General features: G+C 64.7%; 23 protein-coding genes. 14 read left to right on the top strand and 9 right to left on the bottom strand.

Annotated elements, in window-relative coordinates:
* The first annotated feature begins 27 nt into the window (after window positions 1-27).
* On the top strand, window positions 28-2,214 hold the full coding sequence (locus QRN22_RS19605) for a patatin-like phospholipase family protein (protein WP_042555852.1): 2,187 nt from the start codon (window positions 28-30) through the stop codon (window positions 2,212-2,214).
* Between the two features lie 6 nt (window positions 2,215-2,220).
* Here QRN22_RS19605 and QRN22_RS19600 read toward each other — a convergent pair whose 3' ends face one another.
* Window positions 2,221-4,935 (bottom strand): DEAD/DEAH box helicase, encoded by a 2,715-nt coding sequence (locus QRN22_RS19600; protein WP_042555853.1) that lies wholly within the window; start codon window positions 4,933-4,935, stop codon window positions 2,221-2,223.
* A 211-nt stretch (window positions 4,936-5,146) separates the two neighbouring features.
* Here QRN22_RS19600 and QRN22_RS19595 point away from each other — a divergent pair, with 211 nt between their 5' ends.
* From QRN22_RS19595 to QRN22_RS19585, 3 genes are read left to right on the top strand one after another with little or no spacing between them, the layout of a single operon-like run.
* Window positions 5,147-6,283, top strand: coding sequence for an efflux RND transporter periplasmic adaptor subunit (locus tag QRN22_RS19595; RefSeq protein WP_156152773.1), 1,137 nt, complete (start codon window positions 5,147-5,149; stop codon window positions 6,281-6,283).
* Window positions 6,283-9,366 carry an efflux RND transporter permease subunit gene (locus QRN22_RS19590; RefSeq protein WP_042555854.1) on the top strand — a complete coding sequence of 1,028 codons (3,084 nt, stop codon included), beginning with the start codon at window positions 6,283-6,285 and terminating at the stop codon, window positions 9,364-9,366. The genes QRN22_RS19595 and QRN22_RS19590 overlap by 1 nt, the downstream gene beginning before the upstream one ends.
* Entirely contained in the window at window positions 9,363-10,727 is a 1,365-nt protein-coding gene (locus tag QRN22_RS19585; RefSeq protein WP_042555855.1) for a TolC family protein, read from the top strand. Before QRN22_RS19590 ends, QRN22_RS19585 begins: the two co-directional genes overlap by 4 nt.
* A gap of 68 nt (window positions 10,728-10,795) precedes the next feature.
* On the opposite strand, the gene QRN22_RS19580 is transcribed toward QRN22_RS19585, so the two are convergent.
* Both QRN22_RS19580 and QRN22_RS19575 read right to left on the bottom strand, forming a co-directional pair.
* A complete protein-coding gene (locus tag QRN22_RS19580) occupies window positions 10,796-11,185 on the bottom strand; it encodes a response regulator (protein ID WP_042555856.1) in 390 nt (129 codons plus the stop codon).
* Between the two features lie 28 nt (window positions 11,186-11,213).
* On the bottom strand, window positions 11,214-11,447 hold the full coding sequence (locus QRN22_RS19575; RefSeq protein WP_042555857.1) for a Flp family type IVb pilin: 234 nt from the start codon (window positions 11,445-11,447) through the stop codon (window positions 11,214-11,216).
* A gap of 394 nt (window positions 11,448-11,841) precedes the next feature.
* Between QRN22_RS19575 and cpaB the strand changes: the two genes are divergently transcribed.
* Genes cpaB through QRN22_RS19535 form a run of 8 tightly spaced genes read left to right on the top strand, consistent with a single transcriptional unit; the run spans window position 11,842 to window position 20,095 of the window.
* Window positions 11,842-12,792, top strand: a complete 951-nt coding sequence (gene cpaB, locus QRN22_RS19570) for a Flp pilus assembly protein CpaB (protein ID WP_042555858.1) — start codon at window positions 11,842-11,844, stop codon at window positions 12,790-12,792.
* 18 nt (window positions 12,793-12,810) lie between these two features.
* Window positions 12,811-14,058: a type II and III secretion system protein family protein gene (locus tag QRN22_RS19565; protein WP_042555859.1), complete on the top strand. Its 1,248-nt coding sequence runs from the start codon at window positions 12,811-12,813 to the stop codon at window positions 14,056-14,058.
* A 9-nt stretch (window positions 14,059-14,067) separates the two neighbouring features.
* A complete protein-coding gene (locus QRN22_RS19560) occupies window positions 14,068-15,237 on the top strand; it encodes a CpaE/TadZ family protein (protein ID WP_042555860.1) in 1,170 nt (389 codons plus the stop codon).
* Window positions 15,234-16,475 carry a TadA family conjugal transfer-associated ATPase gene (locus tag QRN22_RS19555; RefSeq protein WP_042555861.1) on the top strand — a complete coding sequence of 414 codons (1,242 nt, stop codon included), beginning with the start codon at window positions 15,234-15,236 and terminating at the stop codon, window positions 16,473-16,475. Before QRN22_RS19560 ends, QRN22_RS19555 begins: the two co-directional genes overlap by 4 nt.
* Window positions 16,476-16,506: 31 nt before the next feature.
* A complete protein-coding gene (locus tag QRN22_RS19550; RefSeq protein WP_042555862.1) occupies window positions 16,507-17,388 on the top strand; it encodes a type II secretion system F family protein in 882 nt (293 codons plus the stop codon).
* A complete protein-coding gene (locus tag QRN22_RS19545; protein WP_042555863.1) occupies window positions 17,388-18,278 on the top strand; it encodes a type II secretion system F family protein in 891 nt (296 codons plus the stop codon). The genes QRN22_RS19550 and QRN22_RS19545 overlap by 1 nt, the downstream gene beginning before the upstream one ends.
* The gene (locus QRN22_RS19540; RefSeq protein ID WP_082045878.1) at window positions 18,275-19,780 is read left to right on the top strand and encodes a tetratricopeptide repeat protein; all 1,506 of its coding nucleotides are present in this window, start codon (window positions 18,275-18,277) and stop codon (window positions 19,778-19,780) included. Before QRN22_RS19545 ends, QRN22_RS19540 begins: the two co-directional genes overlap by 4 nt.
* 36 nt (window positions 19,781-19,816) lie before the next feature.
* Window positions 19,817-20,095 (top strand): DUF3613 domain-containing protein, encoded by a 279-nt coding sequence (locus tag QRN22_RS19535; RefSeq protein WP_042555864.1) that lies wholly within the window; start codon window positions 19,817-19,819, stop codon window positions 20,093-20,095.
* Between the two features lie 122 nt (window positions 20,096-20,217).
* Here QRN22_RS19535 and QRN22_RS19530 read toward each other — a convergent pair whose 3' ends face one another.
* Entirely contained in the window at window positions 20,218-20,934 is a 717-nt protein-coding gene (locus QRN22_RS19530; protein WP_042555865.1) for a response regulator transcription factor, read from the bottom strand.
* 183 nt (window positions 20,935-21,117) lie between these two features.
* The gene (locus tag QRN22_RS19525; RefSeq protein ID WP_042555866.1) at window positions 21,118-21,591 is read right to left on the bottom strand and encodes a prepilin peptidase; all 474 of its coding nucleotides are present in this window, start codon (window positions 21,589-21,591) and stop codon (window positions 21,118-21,120) included.
* Window positions 21,592-21,694: 103 nt separating this feature from the next.
* On the opposite strand from QRN22_RS19525, the gene QRN22_RS19520 reads away from it, so the two are divergent.
* Together QRN22_RS19520 and QRN22_RS19515 are read left to right on the top strand one after the other, a co-directional pair.
* A complete protein-coding gene (locus QRN22_RS19520) occupies window positions 21,695-24,418 on the top strand; it encodes a PAS domain-containing sensor histidine kinase (protein WP_042555867.1) in 2,724 nt (907 codons plus the stop codon).
* A gap of 1 nt (window position 24,419) precedes the next feature.
* Window positions 24,420-24,734, top strand: coding sequence for a hypothetical protein (locus QRN22_RS19515; RefSeq protein WP_042555868.1), 315 nt, complete (start codon window positions 24,420-24,422; stop codon window positions 24,732-24,734).
* Here QRN22_RS19515 and cobM read toward each other — a convergent pair.
* The 4 genes from cobM to QRN22_RS19495 form a co-directional block, all read right to left on the bottom strand.
* Window positions 24,697-25,470: a precorrin-4 C(11)-methyltransferase gene (cobM, locus tag QRN22_RS19510; RefSeq protein WP_042555869.1), complete on the bottom strand. Its 774-nt coding sequence runs from the start codon at window positions 25,468-25,470 to the stop codon at window positions 24,697-24,699. The two genes, QRN22_RS19515 and cobM, sit on opposite strands and share 38 nt — an antisense overlap.
* A gap of 127 nt (window positions 25,471-25,597) precedes the next feature.
* Window positions 25,598-26,005 carry a cobalamin biosynthesis protein gene (locus QRN22_RS19505; RefSeq protein WP_042555870.1) on the bottom strand — a complete coding sequence of 136 codons (408 nt, stop codon included), beginning with the start codon at window positions 26,003-26,005 and terminating at the stop codon, window positions 25,598-25,600.
* Window positions 26,002-26,721, bottom strand: coding sequence for a CbtA family protein (locus QRN22_RS19500; RefSeq protein ID WP_042555871.1), 720 nt, complete (start codon window positions 26,719-26,721; stop codon window positions 26,002-26,004). Before QRN22_RS19500 ends, QRN22_RS19505 begins: the two co-directional genes overlap by 4 nt.
* Before the next feature lie 10 nt (window positions 26,722-26,731).
* Entirely contained in the window at window positions 26,732-26,917 is a 186-nt protein-coding gene (locus QRN22_RS19495) for a CbtB domain-containing protein (RefSeq protein ID WP_082045879.1), read from the bottom strand.
* Window positions 26,918-26,946: the final 29 nt, after the last annotated feature.

Raw genomic sequence — 26,946 nt, 5'->3', positions numbered from 1 at the left:
CTGATCGCCCACCGCCAGGGATGTGCCATGCGTCGTCGTCTGCTCGTTCTGCTGCTCCTGTTCTTCCCGCTGTTCGCCGTCGCGCAAAGTGCGCAGCCCAAGGTCGGCCTGGTGCTGTCCGGTGGTGCCGCGCGCGGGCTGGCCCATATCGGTGTGCTCAAGGCGCTGGAAGAGCAGGGCGTGCAGATCGATGCCATCGCCGGCACCAGCATGGGCGCGGTGATCGGTGGGTTGTACGCGTCGGGCTACAGCATCGCCGAGCTGGAAGACGTGGCGCTGAACATGGATTGGCGGCAGGTGCTGTCCGACGATCCGCCGCGCACCGATATGCCGTTCCGCCGCAAGCAGGATGACCGCGACTTTCTCATCAAGCAGCGTCTCAGCTTCCGTGACGACGGCAGCCTGGGCCTGCCGCTGGGCGTCATCCAGGGCCAGAACCTGGCGCTGCTGCTCGAGCGCCTGCTGGTGCGCAGCAGCGACGTGCGCGACTTCGATCGCCTGCCCATTCCCTTTCGTGCCGTGGCCACCGACATCGCCAACGACCAGAAGGTGGTCTTTCGCAGCGGTCACCTGCCCCAGGTGATCCGCGCCAGCATGTCGATCCCTGCGGTATTCGCGCCGGTCGAGCTGGACGGTCGCCTGCTGGTCGACGGCGGCATGGTCGACAACATTCCCGTGGACGTGGCCCGCGACATGGGCGTGGATCGGGTCATCGTGGTGGACATCGGCACCCCGCTGAAGCCGCGTAAAGAGCTGCTCACCGTGGTCGACGTGCTCAACCAGTCGATCACCATGATGACCCGGCGCAATTCCGAAGAGCAGTTGGCGACGCTGCAGGCCACCGACGTTCTGGTGCAGCCGAACATGGCGCCCTTCGGGGTGACCGATTTCGGCCGCGGCGAGGAACTGATCGAAGCCGGCTACCAGGCTGCAAAGGCCTTGCAGCCACGCCTGACACCGCTGGTGCGACGCAGTGGCGGCAACCCGGCCCTTACGCTGGCGCGCAGTGCCGAGCGGCGCACCCCGGTGATCAACGCGATCCAGGTGGATAACGATTCCAAGGTCGGCGACGAGGTGATCCGCAACTATATCCGCCAGCCCCTCGGCGAGCCTCTGGACATGGCCGGGCTGCAGCGTGACATGGGCACGCTGTACGGTCTCGATTACTTCGAGCGGGTGCAGTACCGGGTGGTCAGCCACGAGGGAGAAAACACCCTGGTGATCGATGCGCGGGAGAAACGCACTGGCACCGATTACCTGCGCCTGGGCCTGAATCTCTCCGACGACTTCAATGGCGACAGCGTCTTCAATCTGGGCGCCAGCTTCCGCAAGAACGGCATCAACCGGCTGGGTGCCGAATGGCTGACCCGGGTGCAACTGGGCGATCGCCAGGAGCTTTACAGCGAGTTCTACCAACCGCTGGACGTCGGTTCGCGCTGGTTCGTGGCGCCCAACCTGTATGCCGAAGCGTGGAACGTCGACGCCGTGCTCGACAATGACCCGATCGCCGAATACCGGGTGCAACGCTACGGCTACGGGCTCAATGTGGGCCGGCAGATCGCCAACAACGGCGAGATCCGTTTCGGTATCGGCCAGGCCTGGGGGGAAGCGGAGGTACGTATCGGCGAGCGCGATCAGCCGGAGTTCAGCTTCACCGAGGGCTACTACGAAATGCAGTACTCCTTCGACACCCTCGACAACGTCGACTTCCCCCACGACGGCGAAGAGATCGGCCTGCACCTGCGCCAGTACGATGCCAGCCTCGGTGCCGACGACCGCTATCGGCAATGGGAGTTGAAACTGGACAAGGCCTTCAGCCAGGGGCCACATAGCCTGCTGCTTGGTGGCCGCTACGGGCGCACGCTGGACGACGCCGAGGTGGTCACCTCGAGCTTTCAGCTGGGCGGCGCCCAGCAGTTGTCCGGTTTCCGTCAGGATGCCTTGGCGGGGCAGAACATCAGCCTGGCACGGGCGGTGTACTACCGGCGCATGACGCCGCGCTCGTTCCTGCCGCTGGACTTCCCGATCTACCTCGGTGCCTCCCTGGAGCGCGGCCGGGTGTGGAACAACGACAATGCCTTCGACAGCGGCTACATCAATGCGGCAAGCGTTTTCCTCGGCTACGAAACGCCGCTGGGGCCGCTCAACTTCAGCTACGGGCTGAATGACCAGAACGAAAAGGCGCTGTACCTGAATCTGGGCAGCAGCTTCTGATTCCGCCTAGAGGCGCTGCAACAGCGCCTGCAGGGCCAGCTCCGGTTCCTGGCGCCACAGGCCATAGCTCAGTGGCACGATTTCCAGGCCTGCGCGCGCCAGCACGCGGTAGCGCTCGAGCTCGAGGAAGCCCTCGCCTTCGCCCGGAAAGCCGATCAGGTCGATGGCCAGGCACTTGTCGCCGCGCTGGCAGAATACGTCGAGAAGCAGGCCGGCCAGGGGATAACGCGTCCAGGTGGAGACGCCCTGGGCCTGCAGCGCCGTGCACAGGGCGCGTTGGAAGTCGTCCTGGTCGGGCTGGCCATGCGGCGCCACCGCCTGATCGGCCAGGCTTTCCAGATAGCGGCGCAGCAGGTGTTCGCTCGGTAACTGACGCTCGTCGCCGCTGAACAGCAGCACCTGGCGCTCCCGGGCACGGGTGATGGCGACGTTGAACATGTCCTGGCGGTTCAGATAGGCCGCGGCCTGGCTGGAGCTGGCATCGATGGCGAAGCTGATGATCATCAGGTCGCGTTCCTCGCCCTGAAAACCGTAGGGCGTATCCACCAGCAGGCGAAAGTCGCGCAGGCGCTGCAGGTCGAGGCCGGCGATACCCTGACGGATCGCCTCGACCTGATCGCGAAACGGCGACAGTACGCCAATCGCCGGTTTGACCGGGCTGTCGGCGTAGCGGCTCATGTGTTCGTCGATCAGTTGCAGCACGCGCTGCACTTCCTGTTCGTTGACGCCGTTGTGCCCGCGTTCGCCAGGCAGGCGCTGCAGTTGCAGACTGTCGCAGTGGCTCAGCCCCGGGCGCTCCTTCATCACCCGCAGGCGGCTGTCGTAGAAGCGCTGGTTGCTGAACCGGATCAGTGCCGGGCGACTGCGGAAGTGCTCGTCGAGAAAGGTCAGCGCGGCCTGCTCGGGGAGGTGCAGGCCAACCAGATCCAGCACACTGTTGTCGCGGTAGCTCCAGCGCTCGCGCTGGTCGACCGGCAACCCGCAGCGCTGCAGCAGTTGCGTTTCACGATTGCGCGAGAGGAACGACAGGTGCCGCAACTGCCTGGCGTCCCCGGTGATCACCGCTCGACGGCAGCGCTGGAAGGCCGGCAGCGCCGAGGCGATATCGCACTGGGTGGCTTCGTCCATGACCATCACGTCGAACAGGCCGGCCTTCAGGGGCAGCAGGCGGTGCAATTCATCCAGCGTCACCACCCAGATAGGGAAGGCAGCCAGCAGCCGCTGTGGATCGATGTCCTCGAACAGCGCCAGCTGGCGTTGCGACTGGCGTGCGCGAATCGCCTGGTTGTACTGCACGAACAACTGCCGATCGGTTGCCAGCAGACGCTGCAGGCGCGAGGTGCGGCGGGTATTGAGGTAATCGCGGCTGAGGCGCTCGCGGCGCTGCTGACATTCGCGCAGTTCATCGAGCAGTAGCCAGGGCCGTACGCTGTCACGCACGCGCCGACGCACCCAGGGCAACAGCAGGTGGCGACGCCAGAACCCCAGGGCGCCGCGATCGGCACGCAGAATCAGCCGGCTCCAGCGCAGCGCCTGGTCACCACGCTTGCCGAGCGCCGCTGCCAGACGGCGTTCTTCGTCGATCAGGCGCCGCAGCGCCTGCTCCTGTTGGCGTTCCGCATCCTGATCGATTGGCGTCAGTTCGCCCTGCAAAAGGCTGCTCAGACGCTCGCGCAGGTTTTGCTGAAGGCTGCGGCCATCGCCCTCGAGTACCGCATCACGCAGGCCGAAGTCTTCACGCAGCTTCTGCCCGATGACCCGCACCGCCTGCTCGCTGCGACTGACCAGCAATACCGTTTCACCGTGCAGATAACGATCCAGGGCCAGTGCAGCCAGGGTGTAACTCTTGCCGGTTCCGGGTGGGCCGGATACCTGGCTCAGCGGATAGCGAGCCGCGTTGGCCAGGGCCTGGCTCTGTGCGTTGCTGAGCTGGGCCGGCAATGCGTAAGGGCTGCTGGCGCCCTGGCTTGCGCTGGGCACCGGTGCCCCGAGCAGTTGGCGCAATGGCGCAGACCAGTCCTTGCCCTCCTGCAATTGCTGCAACTCGTGGACGATGCCACGGCTGCCGCTGCCCCGCGGGACCAGCGCGACCATGGCCGCCGAGCGCAGTGACAGGCTGCGACGACGCAGCGCCTTGTCCACCGCCTGCTGGTCCTCCAGGGCTGGAAAGCCACTGGCGGCGAGCACATCGGCAACCCGGGTGCGGCGGCTGATCCAGCCGAGCAGATCGCCGAGCCCGTGAGCATCGAGTGGTGCATCGGCCAGTGGCAGGTCATCGAGCGAGCCGCTGTCGTCGTCGGCCAGCAGCTGGCGCAGCAGCCGCCAGTTCGCCAGAGGCTGCGCGGTATCGATGGCCAGCAGGTGCGCATCGCCTTCGCTGCCGTTGCTCAGGTTGGCCTCGTAGTACACCAGCGGAGCGCAGAACGCGGTGGCCGGCCCTGTGCCCGTGCTCAGCCGACCGCATACCGGCAGTACGCCGTAGATCAGTTGCAGCTCGCGCTGATAAAGCTGCTGCTGACGCTCCAGCTCGGCGCCGATACCCGGCGGCAGTGCCAGCAGCGGCAGGGCGCCGCTGGCCAGCTCTTCGCGGCCGTCCAGCCAGGCACGGCGCTCGGCGGGCAGAGCGACCAGATTGTCGAGGTTCAGGTCACGGCTGTCGGCCAGGTAGGCGCTGCGATAGAAGGTCAGCAGTTGGGCGATCCGTACGTCGTGTTCCTGCATCGTGTTTCCGTCGCGGCCGGTATGGTCAGGCGGCGACTCTACAGCCGTGGCCGCGCTGGTGTCACCGATGCGCATGCAGGCGCTGTAACTCGCGGTTATGTAAATTCGGCAAGCGATAGGGATATTGCCGGAGAAATCCGTTAAAACGTTTGATCCTGAGCGGATCTGCCTGTGCCGCCGGCTCCCCGCTCCCTGACTGTGAAGAAACGGCATGCTCCTGTCCCGAACATCGTTGCTCGTGGTTTCCGTCCTGCTGCTGGGCGCCCTGATCGGGTGGTGGCTGCGCCCGACCACGGCCATTACCGATCAGGCCCCCGGCGCAGTGCCGGTGGTGGTCCACGAAGTGACCCCGGCCGACATCCCGGTGCTGCTGCGAACGCTGGGCCGTGTGCGGGCGCTGAACAGCGTGGAAATTCGTGCCCAGGTCGATGCCACCCTGGTCGAACTGCCGGTTGCCGAAGGGCAGCAGGTGCGCAGGGGCGAGCTGCTGGCGCGCCTCGATGATCGCAGCCTGCGCGCCGCCTTGCAGCAGGCGGAGGCCGAGCGCGGGGTGACCCGTGCGGAGCTGGATATCGCCCGTCTCGATCTGCAGCGCTACCAGAATCTGGTTCGCGAGCGTGCCTCGCCAGCGCAGACCCTGGATCAGCAGAAGGCTCTGGTCGCGCGCCTGCAGGCCACGCTGGCGACCCGCGAGGCGGCGGTGACTGCCGCTCAGGTGCAGCTTTCCTATACACGCATCCAGTCGCCCATCGATGGTCGCCTGGGCATCCGCAACGTGGATGTCGGCAGCCTGCTCAGGGCCAATGACACAGCCAGCCTGTTCTCGGTGGTGCAGACCAACCCCATCGATATCGAGGCGACCCTGCCGCAGCGGCGCCTGCCGGAGCTGCAGCGCCTGCTCGCCGCGGCGGACAGAACCCCGGTTCAGGCATTTCGCGAGGAGGGCGGCACGCTGCTCGGTACCGGCCAACTGGCGCTGATCGACAACCGTGTCGCGCTGGATACCGGCACGCTGCGCTTCAAGGCCCGCTTCGATAACGCCAGTGAGCAGCTGTGGCCGGATCAGTCTGTGGTGGTCACCCTGCAGACCGATCTGCTCGCCCAGGCGTTGTCGGTCCCGCTGGAGGCGATCCGTCAGCGTACCGAGGGCACCTTCGTGTGGCGTTTGCAGGGTGACAAGGTGCAACCGGCAGCGGTGAAGGTGCTGCACGAAGACGAGCAGCGCGCGGTGGTCGAAGGACTGGCTGCAGGTGATCGGATCGTCACCGATGGCCAGTCGCGGCTGCGCCCGGGCGTTACCGTCAGGCGCGTCGAGCCGGCGCCTGTCGCGTCTGGAGATGTACCTTGATGCAGCCGCGCGGGTTCTACGCGCTGTGCATCGCTCATCCGATCGGCATGATTCTGCTGTCCCTGGCGCTGATTCTCGGTGGCATCATCGCCTTCGTTCGCCTGCCCCTGGCGCCACTGCCGGAGGTGGATGCGCCGACCATCGAGATCTCCGCGCAGATGCCCGGTGCCAGCGCTGAAACCATGGCTTCCTCGGTGGCCACGCCACTGGAAGTGCAGCTCAGCGCCATCCCTGGCGTCGACGACATGACCTCGACCAGTTCGCTGGGCCGTGTCGAGCTGATCCTGCAGTTCAATCTCGACAAGGACATCGACGCCGCTGCCCAGGAGGTCCAGGCCGCGATCAACGCCGCTTCGTCACGCTTGCCCAGCCAGCTGCCGGAATTACCGGTGTGGCGCAAGATCAACCCGGCGGACACGCCGATCCTGATCCTTTCGGTCACCTCCGATACGCTCTCGCCCTACGAAGTCAGCGATCTGGCCGAGTCGGCCATCGCACGCCAACTGAGCCAGATCGAAGGTGTGGGGATGATCCGCCTCAACGGCCTGCAGCGTCCGGCGATCCGCATCCAGGCACGGCCGGAGCGGCTGGTGGCGGCCGGCGTCACCCTGGCCGACATACGCGCGGCGGTGCAGCGCGCCAGCGGCAATCGGCCTACCGGGGCGCTGGTCGGCGAACATCGGTTGTCGACCCTGGACAGCAATGGCCAGTTGTTCGAGGCCGGCGATTACGCCGAGCTGATCGTCGCCTACCGCAACGGCGCTGCGGTGCGCCTGGGCGATGTGGCGAGCGTGGTAGCCGGCGCGGAAAACGCCTACACCCAGGCCTCGCCGGATGGCAAACCAGGTGTCGCGGTGGTCGTGCGCCGTCAGCCGGGTGCCAACATCGTCGCCACCGCCGATGCGGTGACGGCAGCGCTACCGGAGCTGACTGCCGGCCTGCCGGCGGATCTCGAGGTCAAGGTGCTCAACGATCGCACCCGAACCATCCGTGCGTCGCTGCACGAGGCCGAGCTGACCTTGCTGATCGCCGTGGCCCTGGTGATCGGCATCATGGCGCTGTTCCTGCGCCAGTGGTCGGCGACCCTGGTGGTGTTCGCCGTGCTGGCGACCTCGGTGATCGGCTCCTGCGCGGCCATGCTGGCGTTCGGGTTGTCGCTGAACAACCTGACGCTGGTGGCGATCATCGTCGCCGTGGGTTTCATCGTCGATGACGCCATCGTCGTCGTGGAGAACATCCACCGGCATCTGGAGCGCGGCGTCGGCCGGGTCCAGGCGGCCCTCGACGGGGTGCGCGAGATCGGCTTCACCGTGGTGTCGATCAGCCTGTCGCTGGTGGCGGTGTTCATTCCGCTGTTCTTCATGAGTGGCTATGTGGGCCGGCTGTTTCGCGAATTCGCCCTGGCGGCCACCTCGGCGATCATGATTTCCGTGGTCATCTGCCTGACCCTGGCGCCCGCCCTGGCCGCGTTGTGCATGCGCCCGCTGGCCAACCATGGCGGCCCGGGGCCGACCATGCGCCGCGTGCTCGGCGGTTACGAGCGCGTACTGGTCTGGGCACTGGATCACCCGCGCAGCATCCTCACGGTGTTCTTCGCCTGCATCGCCATCAGCGTGGGTGGTTTCGCGCTGATGCCCAAGGGCTTCTTTCCGCTGCAGGACACCGGCTTCATGAATGGCACGGTGCAGGCTTCGGCGGACATCTCCTACGAGGCGATGCGTACCAAGAACCGGCAACTGGTGGACATCCTGCGCAACGACCCCGACATCGTCGCCTTCAATACCGATATCGGTAACGACGGCAGCTACAGCGTCGGCGGCCTCGCCGTGGTGCTCAGCGACCCGGACGACCGTGACGTCAGTGTCGAACAGATCATCGACCGGCTGCGTCCGCAGTTCGCCGCCATCCCCGATCTGCGCGTGACCCTGCGCGCCGCTCAGGACATCAACCTCGGTTCGCGGGCATCGCGGGCCCAGTATCAGTACGTGTTGCGCAGCCGCTCGCTGGAAGAGCTGGCCACCTGGACGCCACGCCTGACCGAAAGGCTGCAGGGTCATGCGCTGTTTCGCGACGTCAACAACGACCTGCAGTTCGACGCCTCGGTAACGCCCGTGCAGATCGACCGCGAGGCGGCCTCGCGCTATGGCTTCTCGGCAGCGGATGTCGATGAAGCGCTGTACGACGCGTTCGGGCAGCGCCGAATCAACGAGATCCAGACCGCGTCCAACCAGTATCAGGTGGTGCTTGAGCTGAGCAGCAGCCAGCGCCAGCGGGTGCAGAGCCTGGAGCTGTTCCAGCTGCGTTCGCCGGCAACCGGGCAACTGGTGCCGCTGAGCACCTTCGTGCGGATATTGCCGGCCAAGCCGGCGCCGGTGAGCATCAACCACAGCGGCATGCTGCCGTCGGCCAACCTGTCGTTCAACCTGGCGCCCGGCGTGGCCTTGGGCGACGCGGTGGCGGTATTGCGTCAGATCGAGCAGGACATCGGCATGCCGGCCAGCATCGGCGGGCGCTTCAGCGGTGCCGCCCAGGCATTCCAGCAGACCCTGGCCTCGCAGCCCTGGCTGATCCTCGCGGCACTGGTCGCGGTGTACATCATCCTCGGGGTGCTCTACGAGAGCCTGGTGCACCCCTTGACCATCCTGTCGACCATTCCTTCAGCGGGCATCGGTGCCTTGTTGCTGCTCTGGTTGTGGGGCCTGGATTTTTCCATCATGGCGCTGATCGGCCTGATTCTGCTGATCGGTATCGTCAAGAAGAACGGCATCCTGCTGGTCGACTTCGCACTGCAGGCCCAGCGTCAGGGCATGGCGCCGCGGGAGGCGATCCATCAGGCCTGCATGACGCGCTTCCGGCCCATCCTGATGACCACCCTGGCCGCCATGTTCGGAGCGGTGCCGCTGATGCTGGCGTTCGGCACCGGTGCCGAGCTGCGTGAACCGCTGGGCGTTGCCGTGGTGGGTGGCCTGCTGTTCAGCCAGGTGCTGACGCTGCTGACCACGCCAGTGGTTTACCTGATGATGGATCGCCACCTGGCCAGACGCCGTGAGCCGGTTGCCCGACATCAGGAGCTCGCGCCATGAAGCCGCTGCTGCTGATCCTCGTCTGTTTCTCACTGCTGGCCTGTAGCAGCCGCGAGCCGTTGCCGCCTGCGCAATTGCCAGCGCAGGCCGTGGCGGCCCTGCCGCAAGCCTGGTGGCAGAGCCTGCAGGACCCTGCCCTCGATCAACTGATCGCACTGGCGCTGCGCGACAACCTGGATCTGGCGACCGCAACACAGCGTATCCGCGAGCAGCGTGCGCTGCGTCGTCAGGCGACCGGCAACCGTTATCCGAACCTGAGCATCACCGGCAGCCACGAAAAGGGTCGCAGTGCCAGCGATGGCCATGACGAGGACTATTTCTACGGTCTCGACCTGAGCTGGGAGGCCGACCTGTTCGGGCGCCTGAGCGCCTTGCAACGGGCTGCCGATGCCAATCTGCAGGCGGCGGCTGCCGACTATCAGGCGCTGCGCGTCAGCCTGATCGCCGAGGTGGCAGGTACTTATTTGAACTATCGCCTGGCCGAGCGTGAGGTAGAGATCGCTGGGCGTGCCGCCGACAGCCAGGCGCAGATCGCCCGGATCACCCGGGTACGCTTCGATCAGGGCACAGCCAGTGGTTTCGATGTCGAGCGCCTCGATACCCAGCTCGCGGTAACCCGGGCGGCAATCCCCGAAGCGCGGCAGCGTGCTGACGCGGCGCGCTACTCGCTGGCCTATCTGCTCAACGCCGAGCAACCGCGCATCGACGCGCTGCTGGCCGAACAGGCGACTGCGCAGGCGCCCCGTGACGAGCGCCTGCTGCCGCTGCTCGAACTACCCGCCAGCAGCCTGCGTGCTCGCGCTGACGTGCGCGCCGCCGAACTGCGCCTGCTGGCCGCCGACAGCAGTCTGGATGCGGCCAAGGCGCTGCGTTATCCACAGCTGACCCTGGGTGCCCTGGTGGGTTTCGAGCAGGGGATCGGCGTGCCCGCCTGGACCCTCAGCGGGCAGGCATTGCAACCGCTGTTCGACTTCGGCCGGGTTACCGCCGGTATCGAGGCCGGCGACGCGCTGCGCGAGCAGGCCTGGCTGGGCTATCAGGCGAGCCTGATTCAGGCGCTGCGAGAAACCCGCAGTGCGATCAGTGCCTATGTGCAGGGGCTCGATCGTCAGCGTCTGCTGGACAATGCCGGTCGCTCCGCTGCCAACGCCACGGCGCTGGCGCAACGGCAATACGACGCCGGTACCGTGTCCCTCACCGAGGTGCTGGATGCCGAGCGTACCCAGTTCGACACCCAGCTCGAACAGCAGCGTGCCTTCACCGATGTGGCGTTGCGATGGGTGGAGATCTATCGAACGCTGGGCCTGGCACCCGCAGGGCCGGCAGATTCGTCAGGCGAGTCGCTGCGCACGCGGGAGTGAGCGGTGTCATCGAGAAGAGGCGTAGAGCGCGGCATGGCTGCTGAAAGGTGAGGATCTTTCTGTGGCGCTCAGGAATTGACTGCCTGGGAGACCGGGAAACGCTGATTGAGCACCTCGATCAGGCGCTCCTGATAGATGGGTTTGGGCAGGAAGTCGACCACCTGCAAAGGCAGCAGCCCAATCACGTCGTTCATGTCCGCATGGCCCGACATGACGATCACCGGCAAGGTCGCATAGTGCGGATTGGCACGCAGATTCTGGATCAGACGCAGGCCGCTTTCCTCGGGCATGCGCAGATCGGTGATCACCAGTGCGATGGCGGGCCAGGTGGCCAGGCACAGCATCGCGGCGCTGACGCTGTTGGCGCAATGACAGTGGAAACCCTCACCCTCGAGCAACTCACCGAGTTCTTCGAGGGCTTCGGTCTCATCATCTACGAGTAAAATATGTTGGCGCATATCGGCTACTCACAATGAATGATGAATATTAGCCGCCACCACCAGCAGCGGCACCGCCACCCGTGCCGGTCCCCGTTGCACCCGGCAAGGTATTCGCTATCGATGTAAACACCGCATTTATATCGGTGCCCAGCGCTGTAGCACCGCTGACGATAACTACCGCGATCAAGGCCGCAATGATCGAATATTCAATAGCCGACGCGCCGTCTTCGTTAGCGAAGAACTCGCGGACTCTTTCACGAAGGATAATGAGTTTTAACATGTTGGTACTTCCTCTGTAGCCATGCAGGCAGGGACGCCTGTTCATGGGGCTTGCAAGGGGAAGTGTAGAAATGGCGTGCGGCAGTTCGCAAACTCACCTTGGTATTATATAGAAAGTATTAATTACAAGTATAAGTCCTAATGAATTCAAGGCTTAAGATCATAGTCATGAAGCGCTATTGTATAAGCGTCAGTGCTCTGACTACTATGCAGCGACGAACGGCATGATCTATTGATAGTTGGGTTCGCTATAAGTTTCCGGAAAATCTTATTAAAGTGGAAAGCCGAGTTGCCGATATTCAACACGGTTCGATTTCCCCGCCTATCGTTATCCAGCATGAACATCGCGTTGTGCCGAGGTCTTGCAGTTCTATGGCTACAAGGAGTGTGCTGTCATGAATAGCCGATTGACGCTGGTGCTGGCCGGCGTGCTGCTGGTCGGTGCCGTAATCACCGGGTATTGGGGGCTGAGCCTGAGCCGAGGCCCCGTGCAGCCAGCGCCCGCGCCAGAGGCGTCATCCGCGCCCGTTCCGACCGAGGTCAGGAGCCAACTGCAGACCCAGGTCGACGATCAGCAGCGCAGCAGCGTCGTGGTGCTGGCTCGTGATGTACAGCCAATGACCCCGATCACCCGCGACGATCTCGCCGTGGAACGTCTGCGCATCGCGCCGCCGGGAAGTTTCGCCAAGCCGGAGGCGTTGCTGGGGCGTACGTTGTGGCGACACACCACGGCCGGTACGGTCTTGAATCAGGCCACGTTCGAGATGGGCGGGCCGCTGGCCCGCATGATTCGCCCTCAGGAACGGGCCATTGCCGTGGCGGTGGATGAAGTCATCGGTGGCGGTGGGCATCTGAGCCCCGGCGATTACGTGGACGTGCTGCTGTATCTGCGCCAGGACGAGAACAATCAGGACCAGACCGCTCAGGTGCTGATCCCGGCGCTGCGGCTGCTTAGCGTAGGGGGCGTACTGGGGGCCACCAATCAGGGGGAGGCGGCGCAACCGCCGGTGGACGACGATGAAGAGCGCCGCCGGCGTCGTTCACCCACCACCGCCGTTCTGGCCGTGCCCGAGGCGCTGCTGACACGCTTCATGCTGGCCACTCAGGTCGGCAGCCTGCGCCTGGCCGTGCGCAGCGCGGATGAAAAACTGCTCGCCGGTTACTACGCGGGTGATGAGCCGAAGGCGGCAATCGCCGAGGCGCAACGGCAACTGTTCCAGTTCGAGAAACTGGCGCTACGTGGCACGACGCCTCAACCGCAGCCTGGGGTGGCGGTACAGCGTGCCTCCGCGCCTGCCGGCATTCCGGTGTATCGCGGCAATGATGCCACTCGGCAAACTCCCTGACGGGCAAGGACTCGACCCATGAACGATGCCAACCGTAGTCCGTGCCGCTCGCACCTGGCGTTATGCCTGGTGGGCGCGCTGCTGGGCCTGCCATCCGGGGCATTCGCTTCCTGTGCGGGCCTCGAGCCGGTGCCGGCGGTGCTCGAGGTGACACAGGGCATGCAGCGCGAGCTGCGCTTTGCGGTCCCGATCACGCGCCTGGCCATCGCCGATCCGGAGGTCGCCGATGTGAGCCTCAATGGCAAGGACAGCTTTCTGCTACTGGGTAAGCGTGGCGGCACTACCAGCCTGATGGTATGGACACGTTGCGACCTCGAACCCAGGCAGAGCATGGTGGCCGTGCAGGGTGCGGCGACCGCTGCGGTCGCCGAGCCGGTTGTGCGTTACGATGAGGACATGGTGCCGAGCCAGGTGCAGACCGATATCCGCTTCGTCGAGGTCAGGCGCAGCAAGCTGCGTGAAGTCGGGCTGCGTATCTTCGGCACGGCCTCGAACAACTTTCTGATCGGCGCCCCCGGTACCGGGCCGGCGACGGTGCCCGTAGGTGGGGTTGGTGGAGTGGGGCCTGGGGCTGCTTTCCCGCTCTCGCGCGATGGTTTCAATATCGTTTGGGGCGGTGGCAGCAGCAAATTTCTGCTGGGGCTGGATGCGTTGGAGAACAGCGGCTTCGCTTACACCCTGGCTCGCCCGAGCCTGGTGTCTCTCAATGGCCAGAGCGCGAGTTTTCTCGCTGGCGGCGAATTTCCCATACCGGTTCCCAGCAGCGGCAGCGATTCGCTCTCCATCGAGTACAAGGAGTTCGGCGTACGCCTGACGCTCACGCCGACCGTGGTCGGCCGCAACCGCATCAGCCTCAAGGTCGCCCCCGAAGTCAGCGAACTGGACTTCACCGCCGGCATTACCATCGCCGGTACGCAGGTGCCTGCGCTGAACGTACGGCGCACCGACACCAGCGTTTCCCTGGCCGATGGCGAGAGCTTCATCATCAGCGGGCTGATCTCCACCAACAGTTCCTCGACTGTGGATAAGTTGCCTTTCCTTGGTGACGTGCCAGTGCTCGGCGCGTTCTTTCGCTCCTCGCGAATCGAGCGCGAGGAGCGTGAATTGCTGATGGTGGTCACGCCGCGTCTGGTGCAACCGATGGCGGCCGACGCCGAGCTACCGGAATTGCCGGGCGAGCAATTGCGTAACTACGACCCGGGCGTGTTCCGGCAACTGTTCCTCGAGAACGGCGACTTTCACCGGGCTGACGGCTTGTCGCGTTAGGGAGTGGGCATGGAACAGATTTTTCTCGCACAGACCCGCCGCAAGCAGGACCTCGAATGGCTGCAGGCCGCCCTGGCTGGTCAGGGGCAGGTGCTCAATGTCGGCGAGACGCTCGACGAAGTGCTCGGGTTGATGGACATGACCGGCAGTTGCCTGGTGTTCGTCGGCCTCAGTCGTGAAGGGCAGACGGCCCAGAGCGCGCTGATCGAATCGCTGCTCGACGCGCGGCCGATGGTCGTGGTGGTGGCCCTGGGCGATGGTCTGGACAACCAGCTGGTACTCAACGCCATGCGAGCCGGAGCCCGGGATTTCATCGCCTACGGTTCACGCAGCAGTGAAGTGCTGGGGCTGGTTCGCCGTCTGACGCAGCGCCTGCCGCAATTGCCGCCGTCCCGCGACCAGGGCGAACTGACGCTGTTGTGTGGCCTGCAACCGGATGCCGACGCCGCGCTGCTGGCCGTGCACCTGGCGCTACAGGTTCAGGCTCGCGGCCAGCGCACGTTGTTCATCGACCTCGGGGTGCCGAGAGGAGAGAGCCTGGAGCTGTTCGGGCTGGAATCATCGTTCTGTTTTGGCGATGCGCTGCGCAATATTCGTCGTCTCGATTCGAACCTGATCGAAAGCGCCTTCGCCCGGCATCCCGATGGCCTGCGCGTGCTGCCCCACGGGCCGGATGACGATGCGCTGGAGCGGTTCAGCCTTGGCGAGCTGTTCCTGCTGCTGGGCAGTTTGCGTCAGCATTTCCAGCACGTGGTAGTGAACCTCTGCGGTCAGCCGGACTGCGATGGCCTGCGCTCCTTCGCCACCCACGCCCAGCGCCTGTTCTGGTGCATCGATCAGAGCGTGCCCAACTGCCGCCGCAACCTGGCTCTGCTGGCGCTCTGGCGTGGCAAGGGCATCAAGCTCGACCATGCACGGCTGCTGGTCGACCGCTATCAACCAAGCGTGGCGCCTGGCCTGCAGGAGTTGAGCAGAACCTTTGCGCTGCCCCTGGAAGCTGGCCTGCCGTTGAGCCCGGTCACTCGCCTCAAGGCCAAGAATCAGGGCGTGCCCCTGTACGAGTTCGCCCCCCGTGATGGCCTCACCCAGGGGCTGCTGGCGCTCGCCAACGGCGTGGTCGAGCACAAGCAGGGTGGCTCCGGGCGCTGGTGGCAACGCATGTTGAGGGTCGGCTCATGACGATTGGTCCGTTCGGTGGCGATGGTGCGCGAATCGGTGTGCAGGATCTCAAGCCGGTGCTGCACCGTTACCTGATCGACGCCCTGGAAGAGAAGGGCGAAAACCTTCTGGAGGGTACCCGCACCTCGCTGGCGAGCTTCGTCAGCGAGCAGGTCAGCGACTATGTCAGTCGTCGGCAGATCGCCATCTCCCGCTATGAGGTGGATCGTCTCGCCGAGGAGCTGGTGGACGAACTGACCGGTTTCGGCCCGCTGGAGATCCTCCTCAAGGACGAAGGCGTGACCGAGATTCTGGTCAACGGGCCACACCGGGTGTTCATCGAGCGCGGCGGTGTGCTGCAGCTCAGTGACCTGCGTTTCATCGACGATCAGCACGTGCTGCGGGTAATCCAGCGCATCCTGGCCCCGGTGGGCAGGCGGCTCGACGAATCCTCGCCGATGGTCGATGCGCGCATGCCAGATGGCAGCCGTATCAACGCGATCATCCCGCCGGTGGCCCTGGACGGCCCCTGCATCTCGGTGCGCAAGTTCCGCAAGGACATGCTGCGCAGCGCCGACCTGCTGGCCAGCAACTCGCTGGATCAGGCCATGCTCAGTTGCCTGGAGCTGATGGTCAGGCGCCGCTGCAACATCATGGTCAGCGGCGGCACCGGTACCGGCAAGACCACCTTGCTGAACATGCTCAGCCAGATGATCGACCCACGCGAGCGGATCGTCACCATCGAAGACACCGCCGAGCTGGGGCTCAATCATGACCACGTGGTGCGTCTGGAAACCCGGCCGCCGAATGCCGAGGGTTACGGTGAGGTGGGCGCCCGGGAGCTGGTGCGCAACGCCCTGCGCATGCGCCCGGATCGCATCGTGCTCGGCGAGATTCGCGGCGTCGAAGTGCTCGACGTGCTGACCGCGATGAACACCGGTCACGATGGTTCGATGAGCACCGTGCACGCCAACAATGCTCAGGATGCCCTGCTGCGTCTGGAGACCCTGGTGGGTTTCTCCGGTGCCACGATGGCCGAGCGCACCCTGCGGCAGATGATCTGCGCGGCGCTGGACGTGGTGATCCAGCTGACCCGTCTGCCGGATGGCCGTCGTTGCGTCAGTGAGGTGGTCGAGGTGCTCGGCCTGCGCGAGGATCAGTACGTCACCAACACCCTGTTCCGGCTCGATCGCAGTGGTACCGGCACGTTCTGCCGGGATGCGCCGAACCCGGCTGGGCACAAGATGCGCCGCGACTGAGCGGGCGGCCCAGGTGCCAAGGAGAGCTTGAATGAACGCATCGATGCTGCTGGGGGTGATCTGCCTGATCTTGCTCGGGGCGGGCCTGCTGATGCTGCGCAGAAGCCGTGAGCAGGCCGCCTCCGAGCAGGTCATCCAGCGCTTGCTGATGGATCAGCCGGAGCCGCTGGGGATGGTGTCCATCGGGCATGTGGATAAGTTGTTCCTGCGTGCCGGTTTCAGCAAGCCGCGTCAGGGTCTTGGTCTCTGGTTGTTCATCTGGCTGCTCGGCGCGCTGATGGGCCTGATCGTCGGTCATTGGCTCGGCCTGCTGATCATGTTGCTGTTACCGCTGCTGCTGGGGCGTCTGTTCATCGCCTTGCGGTATCGCCGTCGGCTGTTGCGCATGATCGAGCAACTGCCGGTCTTTCTCGACCATGTGATCCGCAGCCTGAAGTCCGGGCGTGCGCTGGGTGACGCGCTGATGCTGGCCATGGAGACCGCCCCCGAGCCACTGCGTGGGGCGATGGCGCGCACTCGCCGTAACGTGCTGCGCGGTATGGGCCTGGGCGATGCCCTGCAGGATTTCGCCGACCTCTACGAGCGTGAAGAATTCCAGGTGCTGGCGCTCGGGGTCAGGGTCAATCAGCGTTATGGCGGCAACAGCACCGAGCTGCTGAACAACCTGATCCGGCTGATCCGCGAGCGCGAACAGAGCGCTCGCAAACTGCGCGCGCTGACCGGCGAAACCCGCATCAGCGCCTATGTGATGGGCGGCCTGCCGCTGGCGCTGGCCTGCTATATCTTCGTCACCAACCCGCAATTCATGCTGGGCATGTGGCAGGAGTCCACGGGGCGTATGGTGCTGCTGCTGGCGTTCGTGCTGCAGGCCCTCGGCAGCTTCTCGCTGTGGCGCATGCTGAGGAGTTTGTGATGGGTGGTCTTCTCCTGCTCAGCGCATTGCTGCAACTGCTGCTCGCAGTGCTGTTCATCTACCTGGCCTATGGCGATCTGCGTGCCCGCCGGCAATTCAGCCAGCGCATGGGCACAGTCTCGCGGGTGTCCGGTGGCGGCGTGATGCGCGGCATCGGCGGCAGTTCCCTGGGGCGGCGTACCCTGAGCATGGATAGCGAAACGGTGCAGTTGCTCAATCGCCTGGGCTGGCGCAAGCGCAATCAGCAATCGATGTTCTCGGCCATCCAGTTGGGCACGCCCATCGTATTGTTGCTGTTGGTGGTGATCGTCGAGCTACTCTTGAACAAGGCACCGCAACCGATCTGGCTGGCGCCGGTGTTCGCGCTCGGTATCGGTTACCTGATCCCCAAGCGCTGGCTGGCCATGGCGGCCAGGCGTCGGCAGGAACAATTGGCCGAAGAGGTGACCACGTTCATTCCCCTGCTGCGCATCCTGTTCGATGTCGGCATGACCGTGGAGCAGGGGCTGCGGGTGCTCGCCAAGGAGTCCGAGGGCATCCTGCCGAACCTCAGTGCAGAGCTGCGTCAGGTGCTGGCGCGGGTCGATGCAGGGCTCGAACTGGGCCGCGAATTACGTGACATGGCGGCCCTGCTGGAAGTCTACGAGGTCACCGATTGCGTAGTGATCCTTGAACAGCTTATCGTCCAGGGCGGCGGGGCCATGGCCTCGCTGCTGCGGCTCAAGGAGCTGATCGATGATCGGCATCATACGGCTCTCGAAGAAAGAGTTTCCAAATTGTCCGGGAAGATGTCCGTGATCATGATGATCTTCCTGTTCCCGGCATTGTTGATCGTATTGGCAGGGCCCGGATTTATCGCGATCGTCGGGGCTCTTGGGGAGTTGAAATGAAGCGTGTAGTGACCGTGGTTGGGGTGGTGGGATTGTTGGCTGGTTGCGCGAGCAGCCCGGCCCAGTCCCCCTGGTTGATGAGCAGGGGCGCGGCGATCCCGATGACCTGTGCGCCGTTGTCCCAGGACCAGGAGCTGGCCCTCAATCTGGCTCAGAAAACCGCCGATGAAGGGCGGCTGCACGCTGCATTGGCCAATCTGGAGCGCCTGCCCGGCGGACTGCCCCAGGCGAACCTGTACAAGGCGCGCATTCTGCGCTCGCTGAACCGCCCGGAAGCCCAGGCGCTTTATACCAGCCTGCTCGGTACCTGCCTCAAGGCTCAGGGTGAACACGGCCTCGGCCAGCTCGCCAGCGCTCAGGGCCGTTACCAGGAAGCGCTCGAGCATCTGCGCCTGGCGGCCAATCTGGACCCGACCAGCGATACCATCCGCAACGACCTGGGTGTGGTGTACATGAACCTCGGTCGCATGGATGAAGCGCGCTTCGAGCTGCTGACCGCACTGGAGCTCAATGAGACGGAGAAACAGCCGGCACTCAACCTGCTGACCCTGCTGATCTTCCAGGGCAACCTGCCGCAGGCCAGTGCGCTGGCCCAACGCATGGGCTTCTCCGCCAGTGAGTTTCGCACGGCGGAGCAGCGTGCCCAGACATTGCGCAGCCAGATCGGTGTAGCCGGTGCCGCTGCGGCAAAGCCCGACACCCCGACGCCAGCCAGCGGCGCTCAGCAGCGATCGCCTGCTGCCGCGACCCCGGCACCTAAGCCCGCCGAGACGCGGCCCGCTCCGGCGCAACAGCCGGTGGCCCCTGTCGTTGCCGCACCTGTCGCGAAACCCGCCGATAAGCCGGTAGCGCCACAGCCGGTTGCTCAGCCCGCGGTGGCTCGTGCGGCAGAGAGCCCGGCGCGTCCCGCTCCAGCTGTTCCGGCACCGCAACTGTCCAATTTCCGCCCCGCCCCGGTCGTGCCGCTTTCCGTTGCCAGCGCTGCGAGGCCGCCAGCAGCCCCAGCGCCAGCCGTTGCTCCGGTGGTCGTGGCCGCCGCGCCGGCCGCTGCCGTCACGCGTACCGCCGTGGCTAGCGTAGCGCCGAGCCGCCAGGTAGCCGCTGCTCCGGTAGCGGTCAACCAGCCGGCAGCGCCTGCTGTAGCCGCCCCTGCGCCGGCCGCTGCCCCTGTGACCGTGGCCCAGGCGCCAGCCGCGAGTGTGGCGCCGACCCTGGCGGCGACACCTCGGATTGCCGCTCCGGCAGTAGTCCAGCCAGCGGCGCCTGCAGTGGCTGCCGCGCCAGCGGTGCCGGCTCCGGTGGCGTCTGTCGCCTCGGCTGCGCCGGCGAGCAGGAGCATCGCGTCTGCGCCGGGCTCCACGCCAGCCGCCACGCCTGCCAGTCAGGCGCGGGCAAAGATCGAAATGCGCCCTGGCCGTCTGATCGTGCCTGACGATGGCGGCTTCATCCGCGTCGAGCCCGTTGGCGATCTGCAGGGCAATACGGTGGCCAATCAGCGCTGAGTGGACGGCGCAGCAGCTATAGAAGGAGAGCACACCATGAAGGGGATGATCGTTGGCGTTGCGCTGCTGGCCTGCCTGCCGCTGGTTGGCCAGGCGGCGGGCGAGGATGGTTCGGGCGGCCTGGTTGGCGGCGAGGTGGAGACGCAGACGGGCCATTGGCTGCGCCTGCAGCGCGAGGGACGCCTGGCGTCGTCTCATCCTCAGACGTCGACACCCGCAGAACGGGAGTTGGCGCTGCAGCGTTGGCTGGATAGCCACAAGCATCCCATCCCGGAATTCTTCGAGCAGGATGCGGGTGGGAAACTGGGCGAGTAAAGGATATTGGCCGAATAGTGTATCGACGGCGTGTTACGGACTTATTATCCGTATAAATAAACATCACACGTGACGCGTCTGTATAAGTTTCAACGCAATGCTATACCGCGCTTTTACAAAATTTACCCGTGTGAAGGATAAGACAACGCCAATTGTGTACGGTTGTGCACCCGCGTCAGTCTCAATATCTGGGACACATAAAGTTTCACGGTATTTTCGGTAATACCCAATTCACAGGATATCTGGTAATTGGTCATCCCTTTGGCGATCAATTGAGCGACTGCCAATTGCCTTCTCGACAGCTTGTCGAAGGGCTCGGGAATGATATCCACCGAAGCGGTCATTTGCGCGACGTTCTTTATCGGTGTGGCAGGTAGCAGGTCGCTGTGCATCTCGTGCAGCGATGCCGCCAGATCCTGAATGCGCTGACGAATCTGCTGTTCCTTGGTTCGCTGTTCGACGCGCTCGTACAAACGCGTCACGCTGGCCTGCAGCTCCTGCAGGTCCACCGGCTTCTGGTAGTAGTCGGAAACGCCCGCCCGCAAGGCCAGGATGACGTCCTGCTTGTCCGTGCTGCCGGTGAATATAGCGGTTTCGTAGAGTCGACCCGGGCGGGCGATACGTGCCAGTTCACCGACCAGCTGAACCCCGGTGAGCCCTGGCATGTGCATGTCGCTGAGCACGATGCCAATCTGCTCGTCCTGCTGGAATGCCAGCAATGCATCCTCTGCACAATGGCATGCCGTAACGCCGTAACCGAGTTGCTCGAGAAACTCCGCGAGTTCCTCGACAATGATCGGTTCGTCGTCGACTATCATTATCCGCAAAGGGATTTCCATGCCAAGACTCTATGGGGAGACGGTTGATATTGAAAAACGAGAATAGCTATGCCTTAAGTTATAGTCAAAGTTATGCAGTCGAGCAGCGTGTGATTAGAAGGGGTTATCAGTTGTTGTGTTGCCATGGGCAGATCGGTATTCGTCTTTAGGTTCGACTATAAGTTGGCAGTTTTATGGCACCTGTTATTTGGCTATGAACCACAAGGTTGTAAGTGCGAATCCCAAGCACAGAAAGGGTGCATAGGGAGGCGCTTTGGCACTGGTCGTTCTAAGCGCCACCAGGCGTTGTGGAAGGGCCTGACGGATGCCAGGCCAGATGCGCACCAGCGTGACCCATGTGACCTGTACGAGCGCGGCAGCAATCACGCTGAACAGGACATGTGCGGCATCGCTGGCAGCACCGAGGGCCACGAGCAGTTTCACGTCGGCCGAACCCATTTGCCGGCTCAGGTAGCCGGGCAGCGACAACAGGCATGCGATACCGATCGCCAGTGCCACCGCTGGCGGGCTGGCGCCGGTCAGGCTGTTGCCTGACCACAGCAAGTAGACCAGGGCGACGCAGAGGCCGCCCAGGGTCAGCAGGTTGGCGATCTTGCGGTGCTGAGCGTCCTGGAATGCGCAGGCGCCGAGCCAGCAGAGCAATACGATATAGGCCATGGATGCGCTGGGTGTCCGGGTTCAGGAAGGGCGATGCAGCCCGATCATGTCGACGGATATTTCGATCCGTCTGCGGCGCTAATCATGGTAGGTGGGCCGGACAATGCAAGTGTTCAAGGATTGGTTCAAGCGTGACCCCGAAGCGCAGGCGGCGCCGGAGGCGACAGTTGCACCCGTAGCGGTTTCCGCCAACAGCCCGTGTCTGAATCTTTCCATCGACGCCCTCGGGCGGGTGTTCGAGGTGTCCGGCAGCCTTTCGTACCGCCTGCCGATCGCGGTTTCCCAGGTGCTGCCGCTGGAGCAGTTGCTGCACGGCCAGAGCCGCTATCTGGTGACCGATCTGGCGGCCTTCGTGCAGCAGATGCTCGATCTTTCCTTCGTCACCCGTGACGGCAGCATCCTGCATACCCGCGGCTGGTTGAAGGCCGAAGTGCAGGGCTGGTCCCTGCAGGCCTTCGAGATCGGCGACTTTCTGGCCCGCTTGCAGGCCTGCGAACAGCGCCTGCAGGTGTTCTCGCAAATCAGCGCCGTGGCGCAGAGCATACGGGGGGCCGACCGGGTCGAGTTTCCGCGGCATGCCCACGAGTGGCTGGGCGCGATGGCCCAGGCGCTGCGACTGGCCTGCACGGCGCTGGCCCTGCCGGATGCGCAGCGGGGCGGCTGGCAGATCGTCGGTCATTACCGCGACGCGCTGACGCCGGTGTTCTGGGACGATGGCCAGCACCTGCCCCGCGAGCTGCAGCAGTACGCTGGGGACCAGCCCGTCCAGTGGTTGCGCGGCGGTGCGGATGTCACCGAATGGCACGCCGCGGACTCCGTCTGGCTGGTGCCCTATGCCGATCATCAGGGGATCCGGGCCTGGCTGCTGTGCTCGCCCTACATCGCCCACCAGAGCATGCCCGAGCTCAACACCCGTGATTGGCTGGACCTCTTTGCCCATGTCGCAGCGCCCCTGCTGCAACGCCTCGACGAGCAGGGTCGCCGGGTGCATGGCGAGCGTGTGGATATCCTGCAGAATCTGCTCGGCACCGGCTGGTGGGAATACATGCCGCGCAGTGGCGCGTTTCTCCTGGCCCCCAGCCTGATGCAGCGCTTCGGTTTCGACCCACGCGCAGCGGTGGCCCTGGCCGACTGGCTGGAGCTGCTCAACCCGGCGGACCGCGACGAGTTCCGCATCCGCCTGGGGGATGCCGAGATGAGCGGTCGCGCCTTCGAGCAGGTGGTGCGTCTGCGTGACGCCGCCGGGGAGCTGTGCTGGTTCCGCATCCATACGCGGATTCTCAATGCCAACGGCCAGCGGCGCATCGTCGGCGCGGTGCTGGACATCAACGACATGAAACTCAAGGAGGTGGAGGCGGATGCGGCGACCACTCGCCTGAAGAGTCTGGTCGCCAGCGCGCCAGCGCTGATCTACGTGAATCGCTACGAAGAGGGCGTCTTCGTGCCGGTGTTCTGCAGCGATAGCAGCAGCGCGTTGCTGGGCTGGACACTGGAGGATTTCGTGCAGCGCAGCATGGCCGACTTCATCCACCCCGATGACCGGGACATCTATTTCGCCCACACCCGCACGCTGCTCGGCCAGGGTGCCGCCAGCTCTCGCTATCGGCTGATCGACCGCGATGGCCGCTACCACTGGCTGCAGGACGAAGCCAAACTGCTGCGTGATGAGCGTGGTATTCCCGTGGAAGCGGTTGGCCTCTGCCTGGACGTGACCGAGGCTGCCCAGGCCGCCGAGCGGATTCGCGAGAGCGAGGAGCGCTATCGAATCCTGGTGGAAGACTCGCCGGCGATCATCTGCCGCTACCGACCCGATCTCACCCTGGTCTACGCCAACCGACCGTTGGCGCAGTATCTGGGCATCCGCCAGGAAAACCTGCCGGGCACCAGCCTGGCGACCTATCTGTCGGCCCAGGAACTGACCCAGTTTCGCGAGCGCCATCGGCAGCTGACGCCCGCCGAGCCGGTTTCCACGGCACTGGTGCGCATGGATCTGCCGGGGCGCGAACATATCTGGTGGGTGCTGGCCGAGCGTGCCGTGTTCGACGAGCACGGCAAGCTGCTCGAGGTGCAGGCTGTCGGGCGTGACGACACGGAACTGCAGAAGGCCCGGCAGATGCTCAATCAGAGCGCCAAGATGGCAGTGCTGGGCGAGATGGCCACCGGGCTGGCCCACGAGATCAACCAGCCGCTGAACGTCATGCGCATCGCCCTGACCAACACCCTGAAGGGTGTGGAAAACGGTTCGGCCAACCCTGATTACCTGAAGAACAAACTGGGGCGTATCGAACAGCAGATCACCCGGGCGGCGAAGATCGTCAACCACATGCGCATCTTCGGGCGGCGCTCCGAGGTCGAGGACGATCTGTTCAGCCCCGACGAGGCCATCGAGGGCGCCCTGACGCTGATCCGCGAAGGCGAACTCGCCCGCGATATCGACCTGACCCTAGACCTCTGCGGTTCTCCACAGGTGCGTGGGCATGCCGACCAGCTCGAGCAGGTCATCATCAACCTGCTGGTCAACGCCAAGGATGCGCTGCTCAGCGCGCGGGAAAAGCAGCCCGAATTGGAGCCGCGCATCCTCCTGCGCAGCGAGCTCAGCGAGGACAAGGTGGTCGTGCAGGTTCAGGACAATGCGGGCGGTATCGACCCGCTGCTGCTGGATCGGGTCTTCGATCCGTTCTTCACCACCAAGCCAGTGGGCAAGGGCACCGGGCTGGGGCTGTCGGTCAGCTACGGGCTGGTCAACCAGATGGGTGGCAAGCTCAGCGTGAGCAACCAGGAGGGTGGTGCGTGCTTCCGTATCGAGCTGCCGGTGGTCGTCACCTGACATGAGCGACTGGGTGGATGCGTTGTACCGCTGTTGCGACGGCGTGCTGAGTGGCGATCAGACGCTGATCGGGCAACTGCGCGACGCCGGCTTCGACTGCCGGGAGGGCTGCTGGAGTTTCCATCTGCCCGCGCTGCATGCCTGGCTGATCGATCAAACGGCCATCCGTAACGAGCCTGATTACCCGAGCTTCCTGCAGCGCCTGTACGCCAGCGATCTCAACGCTCGTCTCGCCCGCCAGGGCGTGCAGATCGTCATCGCCGACAATCGCGGCAAGGTCAGCGAGAGTCTGTATCGTCTGCAACGCCTGCCCTGAACAGGTGGCGATGGCGCTCGTCGTACAGCGCCGAGTCGGCGAAGTCGTCGGCGCCCAGCACCCTGCCGACCAGAATCAGCGCGGTGCGACGAAAGCCCTTGGCGCTGACCTTGGCCTCGATATCGGCGAGGGTGCCGAGCACCCAGTCCTGATCCGGCCAGCTGGCGCGATGCACCACCGCGATCGGGCAACTGGCCCCATAGTGAGGCAGCAGGTCGCCGACGATCTTCGGCAGATGCTGAACACCCAGGTGGATCGCCATGGTCGCACCATGCCGCGCCAGATCGTGCAACTGCTCGCCTTCGGGCATCGGTGATTTGCTGGCATAGCGGGTGAGGATCACCGTCTGGGAAACGGCCGGCAGCGTCAGCTCGCTTTCCAGCAGTGCGGCGCAGGCTGCCGTGGCCGTGACGCCGGGGATGATCTCGAAGGGAATGCTCAGGGCGCGCAGGTGACGAATCTGCTCACCGATGGCGCCGTACAGCGATGGGTCTCCCGAATGCACCCGTGCCACGTCCTCGCCGCGTGCATGAGCCGCCTGCAGCAGGGCGACGATTTCATCGAGATGCAATTCGGCGGTGTTCACCACCAGGCTGGCCTGATGGCCGTCGAGCAGCGCTTCCGGCACCAGGGAGCCGGCGTAGAGAATTACCGGGCAGGAGCGAATCAGGCGCTGGCCCTTCACGGTGATCAGTTCGGGGTCGCCGGGGCCGGCGCCGATGAAGTAGACGGTCATGCGAATCCTGGGTGTAGGGTGGAAGAGGCTTTTCTCCTCCACCGTGTTGTTCGGCTTATCCGGTCACTCGGCGGGGGATCGCCATCCGGCGGATCGAGAAAGCGTGGACTACGCGTCCCGATCCACCCTACGGATCGCTGCGGGCAACGGCCAGTGTGGCGTTAGCGCTCTTGCGCTTGGTTATCCACAGGCGAGCGGGGCGATTGCTCAAGCGCTCGACCAAGGCCAGGGCGCTGGCTTCGGCAACGCTCGGGCTGCCAGTGACATGCAGGGCGATGGCCGAGGTCTGGCTCAGGCGCTCATGGTAACCCGTCAGCGCATCGGTGGGCAGGAAGCTGATGGGCAGGCCCAGATGCTCGGCCAACTGCAGCAACCCGGGCTCGTCAGCCTTGTGGTCGCTGCTGGCCAGGGCCGTCAGCTCGGCAGTGCTCGAGCCATGCTCGGCCAGCGTATCGTCGAGCAAGGCCAGCAGCTCGCTCAGCGAACACCCGCGCCGGCAACCCAGGCCGGCGACGAGGGTCGAGCGCTCGTTCATTCTGCGTGTCGAGTGCGGCCATGGAACCAGGCGGCAGCCAGCCCCAAAGCAGCCCAGAACGCAGCGTTGGTGAGCAGCGAGGCAAGGATGAATTCGTGCTCCAGCGCTTCGGGTGCCAGGCTTTCATGCACCTCAGGCTGCGGTGCGCCGATCACATGGGGCAGCGCCAGAATCACCAGGCCAAGTATGCGCAGCAGCCAGTTGCCGCCAAATGCCAGCAGCGCCAGCCCAGCAGCGGTCGAAGCTGCGGTACCGATCCACCAGTACTGGCGCAGCAGCAATTCGGCCGCAGCGGTACCTGGCAGCTCCGGCGGCAAGCCGCTCGAGGGCGCCAGCACGAAGGTGGCGAAACCGGCCAGGCCCCAGAGCAGGCCCTGCCAGGTTCCCTCGGGGGCGCGCAGGGTGAACAGGCCGGCAAGCATCAGCGCGAAGCCCACACCTACCACCAGGTTGCTCAAGCCTGTGGATAACAGCCGTTGCCAGCCATCTTTCGGTGCCCATGCTTCACCGTCATGGCTGTGACCGCCAGCGGCGCCATGATCGTGAGCGGCGCTTGCGGTGTCGTGGTTGTGTTCGATGCTGGCCGCGGGCTCGGCGACTTCGAACGTCTCGGCATGCAGGATCAGCGGGGTTATCCACAGGCTCTGCAGCACGGTCAGCACGATGGCAGCGAGCAGGCCGGCGAAGCCTGCGGTCTGGGCGATGCGCTTGATCATCCTGGCGTCCTCAGTGGCACGGGAACGCGGCGCTATGCCGGGTATCGTGGGCCGCATTGTGCAAGGCTTCGACGTGGGAGAAGCCGGCGAAGAAGATCAGCACGGCGCCCAGCGCGCAGCTGCCAACGGCAAGCAGAATACGCTGTGACAGGGGAAGTGCAGGTGCGCTGGAGTGCGAGATGGCGCTGCTGGACATGGTCGTGAACCTTCACTATGAGGTGAACG

This window comes from Pseudomonas sp. MEJ086, assembly GCF_030209025.1.
GTDB classification, from domain to species: Bacteria; Pseudomonadota; Gammaproteobacteria; order Pseudomonadales; family Pseudomonadaceae; genus Aquipseudomonas; species Aquipseudomonas fulva_A.
This window is presented reverse-complemented; position numbering and strand designations above follow the sequence as displayed.